Genomic DNA, 18,998 nt, shown 5'->3' with positions numbered 1-18,998 from the left:
GGAGATGCAATGAAACGACGGTTTGCTGCATTCGCCGCCGTGCTGGCGGCCTTGTTCCTGGCCTCGTGCGCGACGCTGCTCGGGCCGCGCGATGTCGAAATCCCGCTGGCGAAACTGCAGGAAGCCATCGCAGGCCGTTTCCCCTTCAACAACCGCTTCCTCGAACTGCTGGACATCCGCGTGACCAATCCGCGCGTGGCCTTGCAGCCCGACGCCAACCGCATCTTGACCAGCATGGATGCGTCGATCGCACCGCCTTTCATGAAGCAGTCATGGAATGGCAACCTTGCCGTCTCCGGCCAGTTGCGCTTCGACCCGGCGCGCAATGCGCTGGTGCTGGCCGAGCCGCGCGTCGAGACATTCAACGTCAACGGACTCGATCCCCTGTATGCCAACCAGATCACCCGCGTCGGCAGCCTGCTGGCCGAACAGATACTGAAGGATATCCCTTTGTACACCTTCCGCCCCGAGGATCTCCGCATGAGCGGCACGACCTTCAATCCGACGCGAATCACAACGCGGAGCAACGGTCTCGTGGTAACCTTTGAGCCTGTTCGCTAGCCTGCAGGCCGCGTTGTCCGCAGCGCCCGAAACCCGCGCCCCCGCGGGTTTTTTGTTGATTGAATAACCGTACCGAAAAAGCATTCATGGATGTCACGCTCGCGCTCAAAGCGCTCATCATGGGAATCGTCGAAGGCCTGACCGAATTCCTGCCCATTTCGTCCACCGGTCACCTGATCCTCACCGCCAGCCTGCTGGATTTCACCGGCGAGAAAGTGAAAGTGTTCGAAATCGCGATTCAGGCCGGCGCCATGCTCGCTGTGTGCTGGGAATATCGTGTACGGATTGCGAATGTGTTGTCCGGATTGTTCAGCGACGCGAAGGCGCAACGGTTCGCGACCAACGTGATCATTGCTTTCATCCCTGCAGCCACGCTAGGCTTCCTGTTCAACAAGGCGATCACCGCCAAACTGTTTGCCCCTGTGCCGGTCGCATTGGCGTTCATCCTCGGCGGCATCGTGATCCTGTGGGTCGAACGCCGCAACAAGAACGCGGCGAAGGCGCGCGTGGAATCGGTTGATGACATGACCGCGCTCGACGCCCTGAAGGTTGGCTTTGCGCAGGCCTTCGCCCTGATCCCGGGTACCAGCCGCTCCGGTGCGACGATCATCGGCGGCATGCTGTTCGGCCTGTCGCGCAAGGCGGCAACGGAATTTTCCTTCTTCCTCGCGATCCCGACGCTGTTCGGCGCGACGATCTACTCGGTGTACAAGCAGCGCGAACTTCTTTCTGCGGCCGACCTGCCCTGGTTCAGCGTCGGCGCCGCGGCATCCTTCGTTTCCGCCTTCCTGTGTGTACGCTGGCTGCTGCGTTATATCAGCACGCACGACTTTGCGATCTTCGCCTGGTATCGCATCGTGTTCGGCATTGTGGTCCTGGCAACGGCCTATGCCGGCCTCGTGGAGTGGGTGCATTAAAATACGCGGATGCGTGATCAATCTGACAACAATGCCGCCCTGCATGTCCTGCAGACGGTTTTCGGCTATCCCTCATTCCGCGGGCACCAGGCCGATATCGTGAACCATGTCGCCCAGGGCGGCGACGCGCTCGTCCTGATGCCGACTGGCGGCGGCAAATCCCTGTGCTACCAGATTCCCTCGCTGGTTCGCGAAGGCGTCGGCGTGGTGATCTCGCCCCTGATCGCACTGATGCAGGACCAGGTCGACGCGCTGGCTGAAGTCGGTGTGCGCGCGGCTTTCCTCAATTCCACGCAATCCTTCGAAGAGACGATCCGCACCGAAAAAGCGGTGCGCAAGGGCGAACTGGACCTCGTCTACGTCGCGCCGGAACGCCTGATGACGCCGCGCTGCCTCGACCTGCTGGAATCCTCGAAGATTGCCCTGTTCGCCATCGATGAAGCGCACTGCGTATCGCAATGGGGACACGACTTCCGACCGGAATACATCAAGCTGTCAGTTCTGCACGAGCGCTTCCCGCAAGTGCCGCGCATCGCGCTCACCGCCACCGCCGACCCGCAGACGCGCGCCGAGATCGCGCACCGCCTGCAGCTCGACGATGCGGCACAGTTTGTATCCTCCTTCGACCGTCCGAATATCCGTTATCAGATTGTCGAGAAGACCAACGGCCGCAAGCAAGTGCTCGATTTCATCAAGGAAGAACATCCTGGCGACGCGGGCATCGTCTACTGCCTGTCGCGCAAGAAGGTCGAGGAAACTGCCGACTTCCTGAACGAGCACGGCATCACCGCATTGGCCTACCACGCGGGCATGGACCATGCGAAGCGCGCCGCCAACCAGGCGCGTTTCCTGCGCGAGGACGGCATCGTAATGGTGGCGACAATCGCGTTCGGCATGGGCATCGACAAGCCCGACGTGCGTTTCGTCTGCCATCTCGACCTGCCCAAGAGCATTGAGGGCTATTACCAGGAAACCGGACGCGCGGGACGCGACGGTGCACCGGCCAATGCGTGGATGGCCTACGGCTTGCAGGATGTGGTGCAGCAGCGCCGCATGATCGACGAGTCGGAAGCTGACGAAAATTTCAAGCGCGTGCAGTCTGCGAAGCTCGACGCCATGCTCGGCCTGTGCGAAACGCTGAACTGTCGCCGCGTGCGGTTGCTGGATTATTTCGGGCAGCAGTCAGCGCCCTGCGGCAATTGCGACATCTGCCTGACCCCACCGGTGTCTTACAACGGCTCGGTGCAGATGCAAAAGCTGTTGTCGTCGATTTACCGTGTCGACCAGCGTTTCGGCGCGGGCCATGTGATCGATGTGTTGCGCGGCGCCGATTCCGAGAAGGTGAAGCAGTGGCGGCACGACAAGCTGTCCACCTTCGGTATCGGCAGCGACACCAGCGAGGCGGAATGGCGCGCGATCCTGCGCCAGGCGATCGCGCTCGGCCTCGTCGTGGTCGACCACGATGCGTATGGCTCGCTGAAACTGACCGCCGAGGCGCGTCCCGTCCTCAAGGGCGAGCGCGAAGTGCAGCTGCGCCAGTACCAGAAACCGGCGAAGAAGAAGCGGGAATCGGCCAAGCCGAAGGGCTATGTGGAGAGCGACCTGTCGCAGGCCGAGCAGGAAATCTTCGAGAAGCTGCGCTGGTGGCGAGTCGAGACTGCGCGCAAGCACAATGTGCCGGCCTACGTCATCTTCCATGACGCGACCATGCGCGAGATCGCGAAGTCGAAACCATCTTCGCTGGATGAACTGCGGAATGTGTCGGGGGTGGGCGAGAAGAAGCTGGAAAGCTACGGCGAAGAGATCGTCGCCCTCATCGCCGAATTCGCATAAACGTCAGCGCTTCGTAAACACCAGGTCCCACACGCCGTGGCCCAGCTTCAGGCCGCGGTTTTCGAACTTCGTCACCGGGCGGTACTCGGGACGCGGCGCATAACCCTCTGCCGTATTCTTCAGTGCAGGTTCGTCGCCCAGCACCTGCAGCATCTGTTCCGCGTAATCTTCCCAGTCGGTCGCGCAATGGATATAGCCGCCCGGCGCAAGGCGCGACACGAGCAATTGCACGAACGCAGGCTGGATCAGGCGGCGCTTGTTATGGCGCGCCTTGTGCCACGGATCGGGGAAAAAGACATGCACGCCCGCAAGCGAGTCCGGCTTGATCATGTGGGTCACGACTTCAAAGGCATCGTGCTGGAGGATGCGCAGGTTGGACAACTGCTGTTCGCCGATCAGCTTGAGCAGGCTGCCCACCCCCGGCGTGTGCACTTCGACGCCGATGAAATCCTTTTCCGGCATGCCGGCCGCGATCTTCGCGGTGGTATCGCCCATGCCAAAACCGATTTCCAGGATGGTCGGTGCGGTACGCCCGAACGCCTGGCTGAAATCGTACGGCGCCTTTTCGTACGGAATGCAGAACTTCGGCCCCAGTGTCTCGATCGCCTTCGCCTGCGCCGTCGACAGCCGGCCCGCACGCGTCACGAAACTGCGGATGCGGCGTTCCGTCGGGTCATAGAGCATCTGCTTGTTGCTGCCGTCGTCGTGGGTGTGGGACATGCTGGGTTCCGGATGAAATGGCTGCAAGCCAATAAAAAAGGCACCGACCGGTGCCCGTTTGACCTGGAGCGGGTGAAGGGAATCGAACCCTCGTCGTAAGCTTGGGAAGCTTCTGCTCTACCATTGAGCTACACCCGCGGAAAGCCGCATTTTACGCGGGTTTGGGAGGGGTTTGCAAACGACGCGGCTTCTTTGCCAAGGCAAATCATGCCTGCTTGGCAAGCCGGCAGGCCTCTTCGCTCGCGACTTCCACGCGGTTTCGGCCGTTTGACTTCGCACAATAAAGCGCCTTGTCGGCACGTGAGAGAAGGGCGCTGACGTCCCCGCTGCCGTTGATTGCGGCGGCCACGCCTATGCTGACTGTGTATGGCGGCAGATCCGGCAACGTGCTGGCGGCAATACCCTTGCACACGCGGTCGGCGATGGCGCTCGCTTCGCTCAGGCTGGTTTCTGGCAGCAGCGCGACGAACTCCTCGCCGCCATAACGTCCGATAGAGTCGATATTGCGCAGCATCTCGCGCGTCCGCTGCACGAAGTCGATGATGACCTTGTCTCCCGTGACGTGGCCGAAACTGTCGTTGATCGACTTGAAGTTGTCGAGGTCGAACATCAGCAGCGCAAGCGGCCTGCCGTTGCGCCGGCTGCGCGCCAATTCCTTCTCCAGCAATTCAATGAAGGCCGTCCGTGCGAAAGCGTCGGTCAGCTGGTCGTGCGAGGCAATGAATTCAAGCGCCGCGCGCAGCCGCTCGTTGGCCAGCATCATGGCGCCGAGCGTGATGGCGAGAACGGAAAAGGCCAATGCGGCGAGATAGGCCTTATGCGTCAACGTGGTGCCGAGCACGCCTCCCGGCGTATCGAAATCGAACGCGAGCAAGCCTGCCCGGATCAGCGATACAGTGCCGATTGCCGCGAACACAAGACTGGTAAAGCGACCTGCCATGGTGCTCCCGGTGGTGCGTGCCACCAGGAGCGCGCAGGAATAGAACAGCACGGTATTGGTCAGCGTGACCAGGATCGCACGCGCGGGATAGTTATAGTCGACGTAGGTGAACCAGGCGACGTAGCCGGTGACGGACGCCAGGACGGCGGCCATTTGTCGGGTATGGACTGCCAGACCCGCAAAGTGCCGGAAGCCCGCATAGAAGGACATGATGCCCGCCACCAGCATGGTGCTGGCCAGGACGACGCAGAAGAAATCCGAAATGACGCCGGTCAGGCCGAACAGTGCGCTGGCGAACACCATCCCGAACAGGCCGCGGCTCCAGTACACGAGACCGCCAATGGTCGGCGGAAAACTGCGGCGCATCATGAACAGGATGCACAGGCAGAGGAGTCCGAGCAGGCCGGCGACGAAAATCAGCGAACGCGGATCGAGTTCAGACACGGTGAATTCCCCCTGGAACCAAAAATATAGCAATATCGCCGCGGGCTTGCCATTGGGAAATTAAATCGACGGGAGGAGAGGGAATTGCCGCCGCAGGCATGCGGCGGCAGGAAAGATGCGACGGTCAGATGCCGCCCATGCACAGGTACTTGATTTCGAGGTATTCGTCGATGCCGTACTTTGATCCTTCACGGCCGAGTCCCGACTGCTTCACACCGCCGAAAGGCCCGACTTCGTTGGAAATGATGCCGGTGTTGATGCCGACCATGCCGTATTCCAGTTTCTCCGCCACGCGCCAGACGCGGCCGATGTCGCGGGAATAGAAGTAGCTGGCGAGGCCGAACTCGGTATTGTTCGCCGCGAAGACGGCTTCGTCCTCGGTCTTGAACTTGGTCACGGCCGCCACCGGCCCGAAGGTTTCCTCGCGCATCACCAGCATGTCGGCGGTGACGTTCGACAGGACGGTCGGTTCGTAAAACTGGCCGCCGAGGGCGTGCAGCTTGCCGCCGGTGAGCAGCTTTGCGCCCTTGGAGACAGCGTCGGACACATGCTCCTGCACTTTCGCGACCGCCTGGCCGTCGATCAGCGGCCCTTGCGCGACGCCGGCCTCGAAGCCGTTCCCGACCTTGATCTTCGCCGCGCCCGCAGCCAGCTTCTCCACAAACTCGTCATGGACGGATTCATGCACGTAGATGCGGTTGGTACAGACGCAGGTCTGGCCGGCGTTGCGGTACTTCGACGCCAGCGCGCCTTCGACGGCGGCGTCGATGTCCGCATCCTCGAACACGATGAACGGGGCATGCCCGCCCAGTTCCAGTCCGATCTTCTTCACGGTGGGCGCGCACTGCTGCATCAGGATGCGGCCAACCGGCGTCGAACCGGTGAACGAAAGGTGGCGCACGACCGGGCTTTCGCAGAGCACCTTGCCGACTTCGATCGAACGTTCCGCGTCGGCAGTGACGATGTTCATCACGCCTGGTGGCATGCCGGCACGATGTGCCAGCTCGGCCATGGCGAGCGCGGAAAGCGGCGTCTGCTCTGCAGGCTTGATCACGATGGTGCAGCCTGCCGCGATGGCGGGCGCAACCTTGCGGGTGATCATCGCGATGGGGAAATTCCAGGGCGTGATTGCAGCGCATACGCCGATTGGCTGCTTGAGCACGACCATGCGCTTGTCGGTCCACGTCGACGCCAGCACATCGCCGCTGACGCGCTTGGCTTCCTCCGCGAACCATTCCACGAAGCTGGCGCCGTACATCACTTCGCCCTTGGCTTCCGGCACCGGCTTGCCCTGTTCGGCTGTCATCAGTGCGGCAAGGTCGTTCGCGTGCAGGATCAGCAAGTCGTACCATTTGCGCAGGATATTGGCACGCTCCTTCGCAGTCTTGCCGGCCCACGCCGGGAAGGCGGCCTGCGCGGCGTCGATGGCTTTGCGCGCATCGTCGGCGCCCATGTTGGGGACGCTGCAAATCGTCGCTCCATCGGCGGGGTTGGTCACGGCGAAGGTGGAAGCGGAATCGACCCATGCACCGTTCAGGTAGGCCTGGTTGCGGAGCAGGGCGGCATCGTTCAGTGCGGGAAACCCTTGGTTCTGCGGCATGACGTTCTCCTCGTCTTTTTGCGAAGTGGGAAAACGTCAAGAATAGCGCAATCGACAGGGGTCTGCCGGGCTTTTACGAACGACCGTTCTGTTGCTGCATGGCGCGGATGAAATCCGGCAGGTGACGGCCTTCCTCGCTCGGATAGCAGTCCCCCGCGGCCATCTCGCGGATGCGGTCGAGGCGGAAAGTGCGGAAATCCCCGCGCAGTTCGCACCAGCCGGCGACCAGCCAGACGCCGCCCCAGAAGTACAGGGCAAGCGGCCAGGTGGTACGGCGGGTTGCCTGTTCCTGGGCGTCGACATAGTCCATGAGCAGCTTGCGGCGGCGATTGATCGCCTGCCGTATCGATTCGAGGCGATGGCCGTGCAGCGGATCAATGTGGAAGGTGGGTGCGAACAGCGGGGTCGCCTCCACAAAGTCGCGCTTATCCTTTGGCAGCGCGAGTGTGATCTTGGCGAGCGCCGCCGCGCCGGAAGCGCCGAGCTGAGGGCCACCCCAGGCTTGCACCATGCGGATGCCGGTCACGAGCGCATCGATCTCGTCCGGCGAAAACATCAGCGGCTGCAGGTCGAACCCGGCCTTGATGCGGTAGCCGACACCGGCTTCTCCTTCGACCGGAACGCCGGAAATCGACAGGTCGCGGATGTCACGATAGATCGTCCGCTCGGACACAGCGAGCCAGTCTGCAAGCTGCCGCGCGGTCGTCAGGCGACGCCCGCGCAGGTACTGGGCGATCTGGAAGAGGCGGTCAGCGCGGCGCATCAGGGTTTCACTCCGCGCGCCTCGAGTTCGGTGAGCAGGCGCGGCTTGTCGTCGCGCGCGACCTCGCGCCAGTCGCAATCGCTAAGCGCGCCCTCCAGCGCCCACAACATATTGAGGCTGGCAGGAAGCCCGGCCTGCTTCAATGCGATGAAGGTGGCGATTGCTCCGCGCGCGGCGAGTTCAGCCGGCGTGCGGATGCGGATCGCGGCGAACATTTCCTCGGACTTCAGCCCGAGGTTGCGCAGGTCGGAGAGGCGTTGGTCAGGCATGACGGCATTCTTGCATGGGAATGCCCATCATGCATTGCCCCTCCTGACAGCATGGTGTCAGGAGTTCAGGGCTGTTTCGGCTTGGCTTCTTCGCGGCGGTTGAAGCCCGCGACCATGTCGAAGCGGAACAGCCGGCATTCCAGCGCACCATTGAAGAACGGCGTCTTGCGCGATTCCTTCAGGCGCAGCATCTTCGGCAGCCCGAGGTCGGCGGTGAACAGGAAGACTTTCCAGCCAGCGAAGCGCTGCTTCAGTGTCGTGCTGAACGCGCTGTAGAACGCAGCGGCCAGTTCGTCCGGCGCCTGCGATTTGTCACCGCGCACGCCGATGCGCTCGCCATACGGCGGGTTGGTCAGCACAATGCCCGGCTCCTCGCTGGGAGGCTTCACTTCCTGCGCCTCGATCTGCTTGAGCGGCACCTCGAACTGGATACCGGCGTTGCGCAGGTTGTTGCGTGTCATGACGATCATGTCGCCCGAAATGTCGCTGCCGAACACTGTCGGCGTGACTGGCAGGGGATTCGGCTTGAAGCTGCCCTTGATCGCCAACCATTCATCGGCATTGAAATCGAGGAATTTTTCAAAGGCAAAACTGCGGCGCGCGCCCGGCGGTATGCCGGCGAGGATTTGTGCCGCTTCGATGAGGATCGTGCCCGAACCGCACATCGGATCGAACAGTACCGTTCCCGGCTGCCAGCCTGATACGCGCAGGAGTCCGGCTGCAAGGTTCTCGCGCAGCGGCGCGTCGCCGGTCTCCTGCCGCCATCCGCGCTTGAAGAGCGCCTCGCCCGAGGTGTCGAGATACACGGTGTACGTGTGCGCGTCGAGGAAGCCGACGATGCGCATGTCCGGCGTGCGCGTGTTGACCGACGGGCGCTTCGAATACAGGTCGCGGAAGCGGTCGCACACGGCGTCCTTGATCTTCAGCGTCGTGAATTCCAGGCTCTTGAGCGGGGACTTGATGGCGGTGAGGTCGACGCGAATGGTGTGGTCGACATCGAACCATTCCTCCCAGGGCGCAGCAAGCGTCAGGTCGTAGATATCGTTCTCGTTCACGTACTTGCCGTGCGCGATGCGCATCATCACGCGCGACGCGATGCGGGAATGCAGGTTGATGCGATAGCTGTCAGCCAATGCGCCCGAGCAGTGCACGCCGCCCGGCACCTGGTTGTGGACTTTCAGTGTCTTGCTCTGGCGTGCGATCTCGTTGAGCTCATCCGCGAGAGCGGCTTCCAAACCGCGCGGGCAGGGGCAGAAAAATGAATGTGACATGGGGAACCCTTTATCCGTTAATTGCTCGCCGGTCTCAACCGGCGCGATGTTATTTGGCGAACGCGCGCTCGACGAAATCCAATCGGTCCTGACCCCAGAACCCTTCGCCATCGACGATGTACCAAGGCGATCCGAAAACGTTCTTGGCGATCGCCTCGTCGGTGTAGCGGTCGAACTCGCCTTGCACGCTCGCGGTTTCCGACGATTTCAGCAACGCCTTGCCGTCATGCCCGCATTCGAGCGCGATGGCAATGAGCGTGTCGGCGTCGCTGATGTTCCGTTCTTCCGCCCAGATGCCGCGCATGATGGCGCCGGCGATGTTGAGCGCGGCATCGGAGCCGTGCGCCAGGCGGGTGGCGATGATCAGCTTTGCCGCCGCGTCGGGCGGAACCGGGAAGAATTTCGGATGCAGGTTAAGCGGCATCTGCAGATGCTCGCTCCAGCGCTTGAGCTCGACCAAGCGGTAAGCCTGGCGCTGCGGCGGACGCTTCGCCAGCGGCAATCCACCAGAGACATTGAACACCTTGCCGATGTCGCAAGGCTTCACCTCGACCTGCACGCCATGCTTCTTCGCCATTGCGACCAGGCGTTCGTGACCGAAATAGGTCCAGGGCGAGATCGGGGTAAAGAAGTATTCGCATACCTTGGTCATGGCTGCCTCCGGGGGGAAATCAGAATGGTTTTACGACGACCAGCACGACGGCGCCCAACAGGCCGAGCGTCGGCGCTTCATTGAACCAGCGATACCACTTGTGGCTGTGCGTATTGGCGCCCTTCTCGAACTTGCGCAGCAGCACGCCGCAGCCGTGATGGTAGAAAATCAGGAAGACGACGATCGCCAGCTTCGCGTGCAGCCAGCCGTTGCCTTTGCCGACGCCGTAACCCAGCGACAGCCAGAGACCGAACACCAGTGCCGGGACGGCAAGGATGGTCATGAAGCGGTACAGCTTGCGTGCCATCAGCAGGAGGCGCGCGGTGGCTGCCTTGTCCGTTTCCATCGCCAGGTTGACGTAGATGCGCGGCAGATAGAAGAGTCCTGCGAACCAGGAGGCGACGAAGAAAATGTGGAGTGCTTTGACCCAGAGATAACCCATGGAATTCCTGTGTGTTGTTGTTATTCGCGCACTTCGCCGTGGCCGAACACCACGTACTTCAGCGAAGTCAGTCCTTCGAGGCCGACCGGGCCGCGCGCATGCAGCTTGTCGTTCGAAATGCCGATCTCGGCGCCGAGGCCGTATTCGAAACCGTCGGCGAAACGTGTCGATGCGTTGACCATGACCGAAGCGGAATCCACTTCGCGCAGGAAGCGCATCGCACGCGTGTAGTCCTCGGTGATGATGGCATCGGTGTGCTGCGACGAGTAGGTGTTGATGTGCCCGATCGCTTCGTCCATATCGCCGACGATCTTGACGGCAAGAATCGCGGCGAGATATTCCGTGCGCCAGTCTTCCTCGGTCGCGGCCGCCAGGTTCGCGTAGCCGGACAGGATCTTCCGTGCTTCGTCATCGGCACGCAGTTCGACGTCCTTGGTGCCGTACAGTTCAGCCAGTTTGGGCAACACCTGCGGTGCGATGGCGCGCGCCACCAGCAGCGTTTCCATCGTGTTGCAGGTGCCGTAGCGATGGCACTTCGCATTGAAGGCGACCTTCAGCGCCTTCTCGATGTCGGCCTTGTCGTCGATGTAAACGTGGCAGATGCCATCGAGGTGCTTGATCATCGGCACCTTCGATTCCTTCATCAGGCGCTCGATCAGGCCCTTGCCGCCGCGCGGGACGATTACGTCCACGTATTGCGGCATGGTGATGAGTTCGCCGACGGCGGCGCGGTCGGTGGTTTCGACGATCTGCACCGCGTCGGACGGCAGGCCGGCGCCGGCAAGGCCTTCCTTGACCAATTTCGCCAGCGCCTGGTTGCAGTGGATTGCTTCCGACCCGCCGCGCAGGATGGTGGCGTTGCCGCTCTTGATGCAGAGACCGGCGGCATCGACGGTCACGTTCGGACGGGCTTCATAAATGATGCCGATGACGCCGAGCGGCACGCGCATCTGGCCGACCTGGATGCCGGTCGGACGGTACTTCATGTTCGAGATTTCGCCGATCGGGTCCGGCAGCGACACGATCTGTTCCAGGCCTTCCGCCATGGTGGTGATTGCCTTGTCGGACAGCGTCAGCCGGTCGATCATCGCCTCGGCCAGCCCGTTGGCGCGCGCAGCATCCAGGTCCTTGCGGTTCGCAGCGCGGAGAGCGTCCGCATCGCGGCGAATGGCGGCGGCGATCAGCGACAGCGCCTTGTTCTTGGCGCTGGTATCGGCCTTGGCCATGGCGCGCGATGCGTTGCGTGCGCGCTGGCCGACGTCGTTCATGTAAGTCTTGATGTCCATGTCGTGACCCTGCTTCGATATTCAAATTCTGACTGGCTCAGCCCCGCGCCACTTTCAGGCCTAGCTGCAGCAGCGCATCCCATGCATCGCCTGCAAACGCCTTGGCGCGCAATCCCTTGACCATCTTATCGATTTGCGCGGCTTCCTGCAGTGCCTGTTCCAGCGTGGAAAGCTTCAGCCGGCGCAGCGCCGGTTCCATCAGCTTTTCGCGCGGCCCCCAGATGCGGTATTCCTTCAGCAGCATGCCGATGGCTTTGCCATGCGCGGCTCCAGCCTTGATCTTGAGCAGCGTGCGGATTTCCTCGGCCATCGCCCACAACACCAGCGGCAGCGCCTCGCCTTCACCCTTCAACCCCTCGATCATCCGCACGAGGCGAGCGGCGTCTCCGGCCAACATCGCTTCATTCAGCTTGAACACGTCATAGCGTGCCACATTCAGCACCGCATCCTGCACCTGTTCAAAACTCAACTTTCCTTCAGGATAGAGAAGGGCGAGCTTCTGGATTTCCTGATGTGCCGCGAGCAGGTTGCCTTCCACGCGATCGGCGATGAAATCGATGCTCGGGCGGTCGACGCTCTGCTTCTGCGCCGCCAGGCGCGTGCCGATCCAGGAGGGCAGGTGCGCGCGCTCCACAAGCGGGATGTCGATGTACACCGCAGCCTGCTGCAGCGCGGCCACCCACGCGGCTTTCTGTGTCTGCCAATCGAGCTTGGGCAGGGTGATCAGCGTGACGTTGTCCGGATTCAGCGAACCCGCATATTCTTGCAGCGCCTGTCCGCCATCCTTGCCGGGCTTGCCGGTCGGGATGCGCAATTCGATCAGCTTGCGGTCGCCGAACAGCGACTGCGATTGATTGGCGGCGAGCAGTTCGCCCCATTTGAAGCTGCGCTCGACCACCAGTACCTCGCGTTCGGTCAAGCCTTGCGCGCGCGCTGTCCTGCGGATCTTGTCGGCGGCTTCCAGCGCGAGCAGGTGCTCGTCGCTGGCAATAACATACAAGGGCGCGAGCGACTTCGCGAGATGGGCATCGAGGGCGTCGAGCCGCAGCTGCATGGCAATTCCTTACGCCTTAAGGGCGGTGAGGCGACGAAGGATCTGCTGCACCACGTCGGACTGCATGTCGCGGTACAGCATCTCTTCTTCCTTTTCCTTGGCGATGACCTGCGACTCGTTGAAGCTGATGTCGCGCTTGAGGATCAGCTCGGTCGGGGCCAGCAATTCCTTTTCCTTGCCGTCCTTCACGCGGAACTTCACGCGGTAGTACAGCGAGTACTCGCGCACGCGGCCCTGGGTGTTGAGGGTCAGGGTCGCCTTTTCGCGTACTTCGTTCAGCACTTCAATGGTCGCTTCTGCCTGCTTTTGGTCGGTGACCACTGTCGTGTCTCCGCTGGCGCGGATATAGCGCCGCAGTTCGATGCCCAGTGGCGAGGTTTCCGCCGTGCCGATGTAAATCGTCTTGAACGGCAGCCGGGCCTGGCCATTGGAGCCGCGCAGCTGGAAACCGCATGCGCTCAGCATGAGGGCTGTGGACAGGGCCAGGACGGCGCGGCGATTCATGGGCATCTCCTGGGGTCAGGCAACGATGTTGACCAGCTTGCCGGGCACGACGATGACCTTCTTCGGCGCGCCCTCGACGAACTTCTTCACGTTTTCGTTGGCCAGCGCGGCGGCTTCGATGGCTGCCTTGTCGGCATCCTTCGGCACCTTTACGCTGCCGCGCAGCTTGCCGTTGACCTGGACCACGAGTTCGATTTCAGCCTGTTCCAGCGCGGCCGGGTCGACCTGCGGCCATGCTGCGTCGAGGATGTCGCCGAATGCGACGGACAGGCCAAGTTCCTGCCACAGCACGTGGGTGATGTGCGGCGCGACCGGATACAGCACGCGCAGGAAAACCGACAGGCTTTCCGCGATCACGGCGTTGGTCTGGGCAGAGTCGTCGAGCTTCGCGCCTTCCAGCGTGTTCAGCATCTTCATGCAGGCCGAGACGACGGTGTTGTACTGCAGGCGGCGGAAATCGTGGTCGGCCTGTTGCAGGATCTTGTGCACTTCGCGGCGCAGCGCCTTGTGCTGCTCGGGGAGAGCGCCGAAATCGACTTCCTGCGAGGACTTGACGCGTTCTGCCTGCGCATGGGCGAAGGCCCAGACACGGCGCAGGAAGCGGTTCGCGCCTTCCACGCCGGCGTCGTTCCATTCCAGCGTCTGCTCCGGCGGCGAAGCAAACATGACGAAGAGGCGGGCGGTGTCCGCGCCGTACTGGTCGATCAGGTCTTGCGGGTCGACGCCGTTGTTCTTCGACTTCGACATCGTGCCGACGCCGTCGTAGGAAACGGCCGAGCCGTCGCTCTTGAGCTTGGCGCCGACGATGCGGCCGCTGTCGTCGTGGACGTTCTCGACTTCATGCGGCCAGAAGTATTCGATCGCGCCCTGCGGCGTGCGGCGGGAATAAATGTGGTTCAGCACCATGCCCTGCGTGAGCAGGTTGGTGAACGGCTCGTCGACCTTGACCAGGCCAAGGTCGCGCATGACCTTGGTCCAGAAGCGCGCATACAGCAGGTGCAGAATCGCGTGCTCGATGCCGCCGATGTACTGGTCCATCGGCATCCAGTAGTTCGCGCCGCCGGCAACCATCTGCTCGTCGTTCTTCGGATCGCAATAGCGCATGAAGTACCAGGACGAATCGACGAAGGTGTCCATCGTGTCGGTTTCGCGACGCGCGGGCTTGCCGCACTTCGGGCAGTCGCAACGCAGGAAGTCTTCACGCTTGTTCAGCGGATTGCCAGAGCCGTCCGGCACGCAATCCTGCGGCAACACGACCGGCAGGTCTTTTTCCGGCACCGGCACCGAGCCGCAGCTGTCGCAGTGGATGATCGGGATCGGCGTGCCCCAGTAGCGCTGGCGGCTGATGCCCCAGTCGCGCAGGCGCCAGGTGGTTTTCTTTTCGCCGTTGCCCTTCGTCGCCAGGTCGGCGGCGATCTTGTCGACTGCCGCCTTGTAGTTCAGGCCGTCGTAGGCGCCGGAATTGACGGTCACGCCGCGCTGCTTGTCGCCATACCATTCCTGCCAGGCATCGGTGGAATAGGTTTCGCCTTCGACCGCAATGACCTGCTCGATCGGCAGGTTGTATTTCTTCGCGAACGCGAAATCACGCTCGTCGTGCGCCGGCACGCCCATGACGGCACCGTCGCCGTAGGTCATGAGCACGTAGTTGCCAACCCAGACCTCGACCTGTTTGCCGGTCAGCGGATGGGTGACGAACAGGCCGGTGGGCAGGCCTTCCTTTTCCTTGAGCGCCAGCTCGGCTTCGGTCGTGCCGCCGCGCTTGCATTCTTCAATGAAGGCGGCGAGCTTGGGATTCGATGCGGCCGCATGCGTGGCCAGCGGATGTTCGGGCGCGACGGCGCAGAAGGTCACGCCCATGATGGTGTCGGCGCGCGTGGTGAACACGAACAGCTTGCCGTCCTGGATCAGGTTGTCTTGCGCATCGCGGATCTCGTGCGGGAAGGCGAAACGCACGCCTTCGCTCTTGCCGATCCAGTTTTCCTGCATGATGCGAACGCGCTCGGGCCAGCCGGGCAGCTTGTTGACGACGTGGTCGAGCAGTTCTTCCGCGTAGTCGGTGATCTTCAGGTAGTAGCCGGGGATCTCGCGCTTTTCCACCAGCGCGCCGGTACGCCAGCCGCGGCCGTCGATGACCTGCTCATTGGCGAGCACGGTCTGGTCGACCGGGTCCCAGTTGACGACCTGGGTCTTGCGGTACGCGATGCCCTTTTCCAGCATCTTCAGGAAAAGCCACTGGTTCCACTTGTAGTAGCTCGGGTCGCAGGTGGCGACTTCGCGCGACCAGTCGATCGCCAGGCCCATTGCCTGCATCTGCTTCTTCATGTAGGCGATGTTGTCGTACGTCCACTTCGCCGGCGGCACACCGTTTTTCAGCGCGGCATTCTCGGCGGGCAGGCCGAACGCGTCCCAGCCCATCGGCATCAGCACGTTGTAGCCGTTCATGCGCAGGAAGCGCGACAGCATGTCGTTGATGGTGTAATTGCGTACGTGGCCCATGTGCAGCTTCCCGGACGGGTAGGGCAGCATGGAGCAGGCATAGAATTTTTTCTTTTCGTTGCCGTTGCGATCCTTGGCGTGCTCGACAGTCTTGTACGCGTCGATGGCATTCCAGTGAGCGTGCGCCGCTTTTTCGACGTCGCCGGGAAGATATTTTTCTTGCATGGCGGATGAGGCTGGTGAAAGTGAATGTGAACCGGCGATTATACCGCCCGGGAGGGGGTGTTGCGCCGCAACAGCGGGGGAATTTGGGCGCGAATCAGCGCAGCAGCAGGCGCAGGGGCGGTTTCTGGCCGCTTTCGATGCAGCGTTCGTTCACTTCGTCGGTGCATTCCTCCAGCGCTTCGAGGATTTCAGGCGCCTTCCTGCGCAGGGTTTCCGCGTGCAGAAGCTCGATGCACAGGATTTCATCCGGATTGAGCGCGAATTTTGTCATGCCGTCATCGTCGCGCACGCCGCCCATGCAATCGATCCACGCATCCATGTTGCGGCCGTAGAAATCCGGAAATCCGAAAACGGCCTGGCATTCGGCATGAAAGGTCTTCCAGTCGCTGATACGGCGGCCATCGAGCGATACGTCGGGCATGGTCTTAGTTTTCCTTGGCGTCGGTAACGAAGCCGAGCTTGTTCATGCCGTTGGTCTGCGCCGCAGACATGACGCGTGCAATGACCTCGTACCGTGTGGATTTGTCGGCGCGCAGTTGCAATTCGGGCTGCGGATTCTTTTGCGACTCCTGCGCCAGCTTCTGCCCCAGGTCCTTTTCGTCGACCGGATCATTGTTCCAGAAGATCCGGCCTTCGCCGTTGATCGACAGGGTGATCGTTTCCGGCTTTTGCGGCGAGACTGCGGCCGGGGCGTTGGGTAAGTCGAGCTTGATGGCGTGGGTGAACAGCGGCGCGGTGATGATGAAGATCACGAGGAGCACCAGCATCACGTCGACCATGGGCGTCACGTTGATGTCCGCCATGGGCGCCTGCTTCTGGTTGTCGTTGAATCCGCCGAAGGCCATGGCGTGTCTCCTTATTTGCCGACGCGAGCGCCGGTCGTCAGGAAGGCGTGGAGGTCGTGCGCGAAGGCGTCGAGTTCCGCCAGCGTGACCCGGTTCACGCGCGTAAATGCGTTATAGGCGAGCACGGCCGGAATGGCGACCACGAGGCCGAGTGCGGTCATGATCAGCGCTTCACCCACCGGGCCAGCGACCTTGTCGATCTGCACCGTGCCGGTGGTGGAGACCGCGACCAGCGCGTGGTAGATGCCCCAGACGGTGCCGAACAGCCCGACGAAGGGCGCGGTGGATCCGACGGAGGCCAGCAGGGTGAGTCCGTTCTCCAGGCGTGACGACACGCGGTTGATTTCCTGGCGCAGGGTGCGCGTGATCAGCTCGCTCGGGTCGATGCTCGCATTCAGCGATCCGGCCTGCGCAGTGACATTGGCGGCTTCCGCACTCTGGATCGCGAGCGGGGCGTACACGTTCTCACTGTCGGCATTCTTGACGACGGCGATGGCGTCGGTCAGCGTCGGGGCCTTCCAAAAACCCTCCAGCGCGCCGGCGCTGCGGCGGATGCGCCAGGAGCTCCAGGTCTTCGAGAAGATGTAGTACCAGCTGACGACCGACATCAGCAGGAGCAGGTAGGCGACCGAATGCGTGACGGCGTCGCCCTGGGCCCAATAATGCGCAAATCCGAGTGACTGGTTCATGTTGTGTAAAAAAGATTAATTGTTCTGAAGTTTAAACGGAATGGGCACCTGATACCACTCGGCCACTGGTTTGCCGTCGATCGTGGCCGGCTTGAAGCGCCAGCTCATGACGGTCTTCCGGGCGGATTCGTCGAGCAGGGTGTGGCCGCTCGAGGACTTGATCTCCACTGCGCCCGCTGTGCCTTCCGCCGTAACGAGCACGCGCAGGACGACCGTGCCTTCGTCGCCATTGTTGAGCGAAATGCGCGGGTAGGGCGGCGTGCGATTGGTCGCTGCATAGCTCGCCTCTGACGCACTGGTCCGTACTGGAGCGGGTGGGGCTGGCGCTGCCGGTGGTGCCGGTGGTGCTGCAGGCGCAGGCGCGGACGCAGGCGGTCCGGCGGCGGGAGCGGGCTTCGTGTCCTGCGATGTGGTGTGCGCGGGGGCGGGCGAAGGTGCGGCGACGCTTGGGGCGGGCTTGGGAATGGGGGCCGGCTTGGGCGTGGGACGCGCCTTCTTCACCGGCGCTGGCGCAGGAGCTGGCACGTGCGGTGCGGGAGGCGCCACCGGAAAGGGGGGAGGTTCGGGCCGGAGGAGTTGGACCTGTACCGGCTCGCTGCGCGTATCGGGTTCCGGCTTGGCCGTCAGCCCCCGAACCACTGCCACAATCAGTAATGCATGCAGCAGGATGGTCGCGGCGGCGGCAACTGGCGCGGGTGTCGGCATCGCGTGGCCTGCGCCTCGTTCCTTTACTTCAGGCCGAGGACATCCTGCATGTCGTACAGGCCGGTCTTCTTGTCGGCGAGGAAGCGCGCGGCGCGGACGCTGCCCTGGGCATAGCTGAAGCGGCTGGACGACTTGTGACTGATTTCGATGCGTTCGCCGATGCCGGCAAACAGTACCGTATGGTCGCCAACGATGTCGCCGCCACGGATGGTTGCAAAGCCGATCGACGACGGCTCGCGCTCGCCAGTCACGCCTTCACGGGCGTATACCGCGACATCGTCGAGGTCGCGGCCGAGTGCGGAGGCAATGACTTCGCCCATCTTGAGCGCGGTGCCGGACGGGGCGTCCACCTTGTGACGATGGTGCGCTTCGATGATTTCGATGTCATAACCGTGGGAGAAGCTCTTCGCCGCCATTTCCAGCAGCTTGAGCGTGACGTTGACGCCGACGCTCATATTCGGTGCGAACACGACGGCAGTCTTTTGTGCGGCTGCCGCAATGGCGGCCTTGCCGGCTTCATCGAAACCGGTTGTGCCGATGATGACCTTGATGCCGTGCTGCGCGCAGTACTCGAGGTGCTTGAGCGTGCCTTCCGGGCGCGTAAAGTCGATCAGGAATTCGGCGTCGGCGAGACCTTTCGCCAGATCGGACTCGATGGTCACGCCCGCGGGCTTGCCCAGGAAGGCCGCCGCATCGGTGCCGATGGCCGGCGATTGCGGTACGTCGAGCGCGCCGACGAGTGTAGCGTCGTCTGCGTTCTGGATCGTTTCGATCAGCATGCGGCCCATGCGGCCGGATGCGCCTGCTACGGCGATTTTCAGTTGGCTCATGTGATGCTC

Annotated in this window: 20 protein-coding genes and 1 tRNA gene; 3 read left to right on the top strand and 18 right to left on the bottom strand. The window is 62.4% G+C overall.

Going from position 1 to position 18,998, the window contains the following annotated elements:
- Positions 1-9 precede the first annotated feature (9 nt).
- From ACNOHI_RS17915 to recQ, 3 genes are all read left to right on the top strand, one after another.
- Entirely contained in the window at positions 10-561 is a 552-nt protein-coding gene (locus ACNOHI_RS17915) for a DUF1439 domain-containing protein (protein WP_420476040.1), read from the top strand.
- Between the two features lie 86 nt (positions 562-647).
- Positions 648-1,478, top strand: a complete 831-nt coding sequence (locus ACNOHI_RS17910; protein WP_420476039.1) for an undecaprenyl-diphosphate phosphatase — start codon at positions 648-650, stop codon at positions 1,476-1,478.
- Positions 1,479-1,487: 9 nt separating this feature from the next.
- The gene (recQ, locus tag ACNOHI_RS17905) at positions 1,488-3,311 is read left to right on the top strand and encodes a DNA helicase RecQ (protein ID WP_420476038.1); all 1,824 of its coding nucleotides are present in this window, start codon (positions 1,488-1,490) and stop codon (positions 3,309-3,311) included.
- A 3-nt stretch (positions 3,312-3,314) separates the two neighbouring features.
- On the opposite strand, the gene trmB is transcribed toward recQ, so the two are convergent.
- From trmB to dapB, 18 genes are all read right to left on the bottom strand, one after another.
- A complete protein-coding gene (gene trmB, locus ACNOHI_RS17900) occupies positions 3,315-3,995 on the bottom strand; it encodes a tRNA (guanosine(46)-N7)-methyltransferase TrmB (protein ID WP_420476180.1) in 681 nt (226 codons plus the stop codon).
- A 100-nt stretch (positions 3,996-4,095) separates the two neighbouring features.
- A tRNA-Gly gene (locus ACNOHI_RS17895) sits at positions 4,096-4,169 on the bottom strand.
- 67 nt (positions 4,170-4,236) lie between these two features.
- Entirely contained in the window at positions 4,237-5,415 is a 1,179-nt protein-coding gene (locus tag ACNOHI_RS17890; RefSeq protein ID WP_420476037.1) for a GGDEF domain-containing protein, read from the bottom strand.
- Between the two features lie 124 nt (positions 5,416-5,539).
- Positions 5,540-7,015, bottom strand: coding sequence for an NAD-dependent succinate-semialdehyde dehydrogenase (locus ACNOHI_RS17885; protein WP_420476036.1), 1,476 nt, complete (start codon positions 7,013-7,015; stop codon positions 5,540-5,542).
- A gap of 73 nt (positions 7,016-7,088) precedes the next feature.
- The gene (locus ACNOHI_RS17880; protein WP_420476035.1) at positions 7,089-7,778 is read right to left on the bottom strand and encodes a helix-turn-helix transcriptional regulator; all 690 of its coding nucleotides are present in this window, start codon (positions 7,776-7,778) and stop codon (positions 7,089-7,091) included.
- A complete protein-coding gene (locus tag ACNOHI_RS17875) occupies positions 7,778-8,047 on the bottom strand; it encodes a TfoX/Sxy family protein (protein ID WP_420476034.1) in 270 nt (89 codons plus the stop codon). The genes ACNOHI_RS17880 and ACNOHI_RS17875 overlap by 1 nt, the downstream gene beginning before the upstream one ends.
- A gap of 65 nt (positions 8,048-8,112) precedes the next feature.
- Entirely contained in the window at positions 8,113-9,318 is a 1,206-nt protein-coding gene (locus tag ACNOHI_RS17870) for a THUMP domain-containing class I SAM-dependent RNA methyltransferase (RefSeq protein WP_420476033.1), read from the bottom strand.
- Between the two features lie 49 nt (positions 9,319-9,367).
- Entirely contained in the window at positions 9,368-9,970 is a 603-nt protein-coding gene (locus ACNOHI_RS17865; RefSeq protein WP_420476032.1) for a 2-hydroxychromene-2-carboxylate isomerase, read from the bottom strand.
- 19 nt (positions 9,971-9,989) lie between these two features.
- Positions 9,990-10,412, bottom strand: a complete 423-nt coding sequence (locus ACNOHI_RS17860) for a CopD family protein (protein WP_420476031.1) — start codon at positions 10,410-10,412, stop codon at positions 9,990-9,992.
- A gap of 20 nt (positions 10,413-10,432) precedes the next feature.
- Positions 10,433-11,698: a glutamate-5-semialdehyde dehydrogenase gene (locus tag ACNOHI_RS17855; RefSeq protein ID WP_420476030.1), complete on the bottom strand. Its 1,266-nt coding sequence runs from the start codon at positions 11,696-11,698 to the stop codon at positions 10,433-10,435.
- Between the two features lie 37 nt (positions 11,699-11,735).
- Positions 11,736-12,752 (bottom strand): DNA polymerase III subunit delta, encoded by a 1,017-nt coding sequence (holA, locus tag ACNOHI_RS17850; protein WP_420476029.1) that lies wholly within the window; start codon positions 12,750-12,752, stop codon positions 11,736-11,738.
- A 9-nt stretch (positions 12,753-12,761) separates the two neighbouring features.
- A complete protein-coding gene (lptE, locus tag ACNOHI_RS17845; RefSeq protein WP_420476028.1) occupies positions 12,762-13,256 on the bottom strand; it encodes an LPS assembly lipoprotein LptE in 495 nt (164 codons plus the stop codon).
- A 15-nt stretch (positions 13,257-13,271) separates the two neighbouring features.
- Positions 13,272-15,920: a leucine--tRNA ligase gene (gene leuS, locus ACNOHI_RS17840; protein ID WP_420476027.1), complete on the bottom strand. Its 2,649-nt coding sequence runs from the start codon at positions 15,918-15,920 to the stop codon at positions 13,272-13,274.
- Between the two features lie 94 nt (positions 15,921-16,014).
- On the bottom strand, positions 16,015-16,341 hold the full coding sequence (locus tag ACNOHI_RS17835) for a barstar family protein (protein WP_420476026.1): 327 nt from the start codon (positions 16,339-16,341) through the stop codon (positions 16,015-16,017).
- A gap of 4 nt (positions 16,342-16,345) precedes the next feature.
- A complete protein-coding gene (locus ACNOHI_RS17830) occupies positions 16,346-16,765 on the bottom strand; it encodes an ExbD/TolR family protein (protein WP_420476025.1) in 420 nt (139 codons plus the stop codon).
- An 11-nt stretch (positions 16,766-16,776) separates the two neighbouring features.
- Positions 16,777-17,454, bottom strand: coding sequence for a MotA/TolQ/ExbB proton channel family protein (locus ACNOHI_RS17825; protein WP_420476024.1), 678 nt, complete (start codon positions 17,452-17,454; stop codon positions 16,777-16,779).
- Between the two features lie 15 nt (positions 17,455-17,469).
- Positions 17,470-18,159 (bottom strand): energy transducer TonB, encoded by a 690-nt coding sequence (locus ACNOHI_RS17820; protein WP_420476023.1) that lies wholly within the window; start codon positions 18,157-18,159, stop codon positions 17,470-17,472.
- Positions 18,160-18,182: 23 nt separating this feature from the next.
- Positions 18,183-18,989, bottom strand: a complete 807-nt coding sequence (gene dapB, locus ACNOHI_RS17815; protein WP_420476022.1) for a 4-hydroxy-tetrahydrodipicolinate reductase — start codon at positions 18,987-18,989, stop codon at positions 18,183-18,185.
- Positions 18,990-18,998 lie beyond the last annotated feature (9 nt).

The sequence above is a fragment of the Noviherbaspirillum sp. ST9 genome, assembly GCF_048799745.1.
Lineage (GTDB): Bacteria > Pseudomonadota > Gammaproteobacteria > Burkholderiales > Burkholderiaceae_D > Noviherbaspirillum.
Note: the sequence above shows the minus strand (reverse complement) of the source record. Positions and strands in the feature narration are given on the sequence as shown.

What these genes read in the sequence shown, in the direction of transcription:
- ACNOHI_RS17915 (WP_420476040.1), top strand. Translation starts at nt 10, where the DNA reads ATGAAACGACGGTTTGCTGCATTCGCCGCCGTGCTGGCGGCCTTGTTC.
- ACNOHI_RS17910 (WP_420476039.1), top strand. Translation starts at nt 648, where the DNA reads ATGGATGTCACGCTCGCGCTCAAAGCGCTCATCATGGGAATCGTCGAA.
- recQ (WP_420476038.1), top strand. Translation starts at nt 1,488, where the DNA reads ATGCGTGATCAATCTGACAACAATGCCGCCCTGCATGTCCTGCAGACG.
- trmB (WP_420476180.1), bottom strand. Translation starts at nt 3,995, where the DNA reads ATGCTCTATGACCCGACGGAACGCCGCATCCGCAGTTTCGTGACGCGT.
- ACNOHI_RS17885 (WP_420476036.1), bottom strand. Translation starts at nt 7,015, where the DNA reads ATGCCGCAGAACCAAGGGTTTCCCGCACTGAACGATGCCGCCCTGCTC.
- ACNOHI_RS17880 (WP_420476035.1), bottom strand. Translation starts at nt 7,778, where the DNA reads ATGCGCCGCGCTGACCGCCTCTTCCAGATCGCCCAGTACCTGCGCGGG.
- ACNOHI_RS17875 (WP_420476034.1), bottom strand. Translation starts at nt 8,047, where the DNA reads ATGCCTGACCAACGCCTCTCCGACCTGCGCAACCTCGGGCTGAAGTCC.
- ACNOHI_RS17870 (WP_420476033.1), bottom strand. Translation starts at nt 9,318, where the DNA reads ATGTCACATTCATTTTTCTGCCCCTGCCCGCGCGGTTTGGAAGCCGCT.
- ACNOHI_RS17865 (WP_420476032.1), bottom strand. Translation starts at nt 9,970, where the DNA reads ATGACCAAGGTATGCGAATACTTCTTTACCCCGATCTCGCCCTGGACC.
- ACNOHI_RS17860 (WP_420476031.1), bottom strand. Translation starts at nt 10,412, where the DNA reads ATGGGTTATCTCTGGGTCAAAGCACTCCACATTTTCTTCGTCGCCTCC.
- ACNOHI_RS17855 (WP_420476030.1), bottom strand. Translation starts at nt 11,698, where the DNA reads ATGGACATCAAGACTTACATGAACGACGTCGGCCAGCGCGCACGCAAC.
- holA (WP_420476029.1), bottom strand. Translation starts at nt 12,752, where the DNA reads ATGCAGCTGCGGCTCGACGCCCTCGATGCCCATCTCGCGAAGTCGCTC.
- lptE (WP_420476028.1), bottom strand. Translation starts at nt 13,256, where the DNA reads ATGAATCGCCGCGCCGTCCTGGCCCTGTCCACAGCCCTCATGCTGAGC.
- leuS (WP_420476027.1), bottom strand. Translation starts at nt 15,920, where the DNA reads ATGCAAGAAAAATATCTTCCCGGCGACGTCGAAAAAGCGGCGCACGCT.
- ACNOHI_RS17835 (WP_420476026.1), bottom strand. Translation starts at nt 16,341, where the DNA reads ATGCCCGACGTATCGCTCGATGGCCGCCGTATCAGCGACTGGAAGACC.
- ACNOHI_RS17830 (WP_420476025.1), bottom strand. Translation starts at nt 16,765, where the DNA reads ATGGCCTTCGGCGGATTCAACGACAACCAGAAGCAGGCGCCCATGGCG.
- ACNOHI_RS17825 (WP_420476024.1), bottom strand. Translation starts at nt 17,454, where the DNA reads ATGAACCAGTCACTCGGATTTGCGCATTATTGGGCCCAGGGCGACGCC.
- ACNOHI_RS17820 (WP_420476023.1), bottom strand. Translation starts at nt 18,159, where the DNA reads ATGCCGACACCCGCGCCAGTTGCCGCCGCCGCGACCATCCTGCTGCAT.
- dapB (WP_420476022.1), bottom strand. Translation starts at nt 18,989, where the DNA reads ATGAGCCAACTGAAAATCGCCGTAGCAGGCGCATCCGGCCGCATGGGC.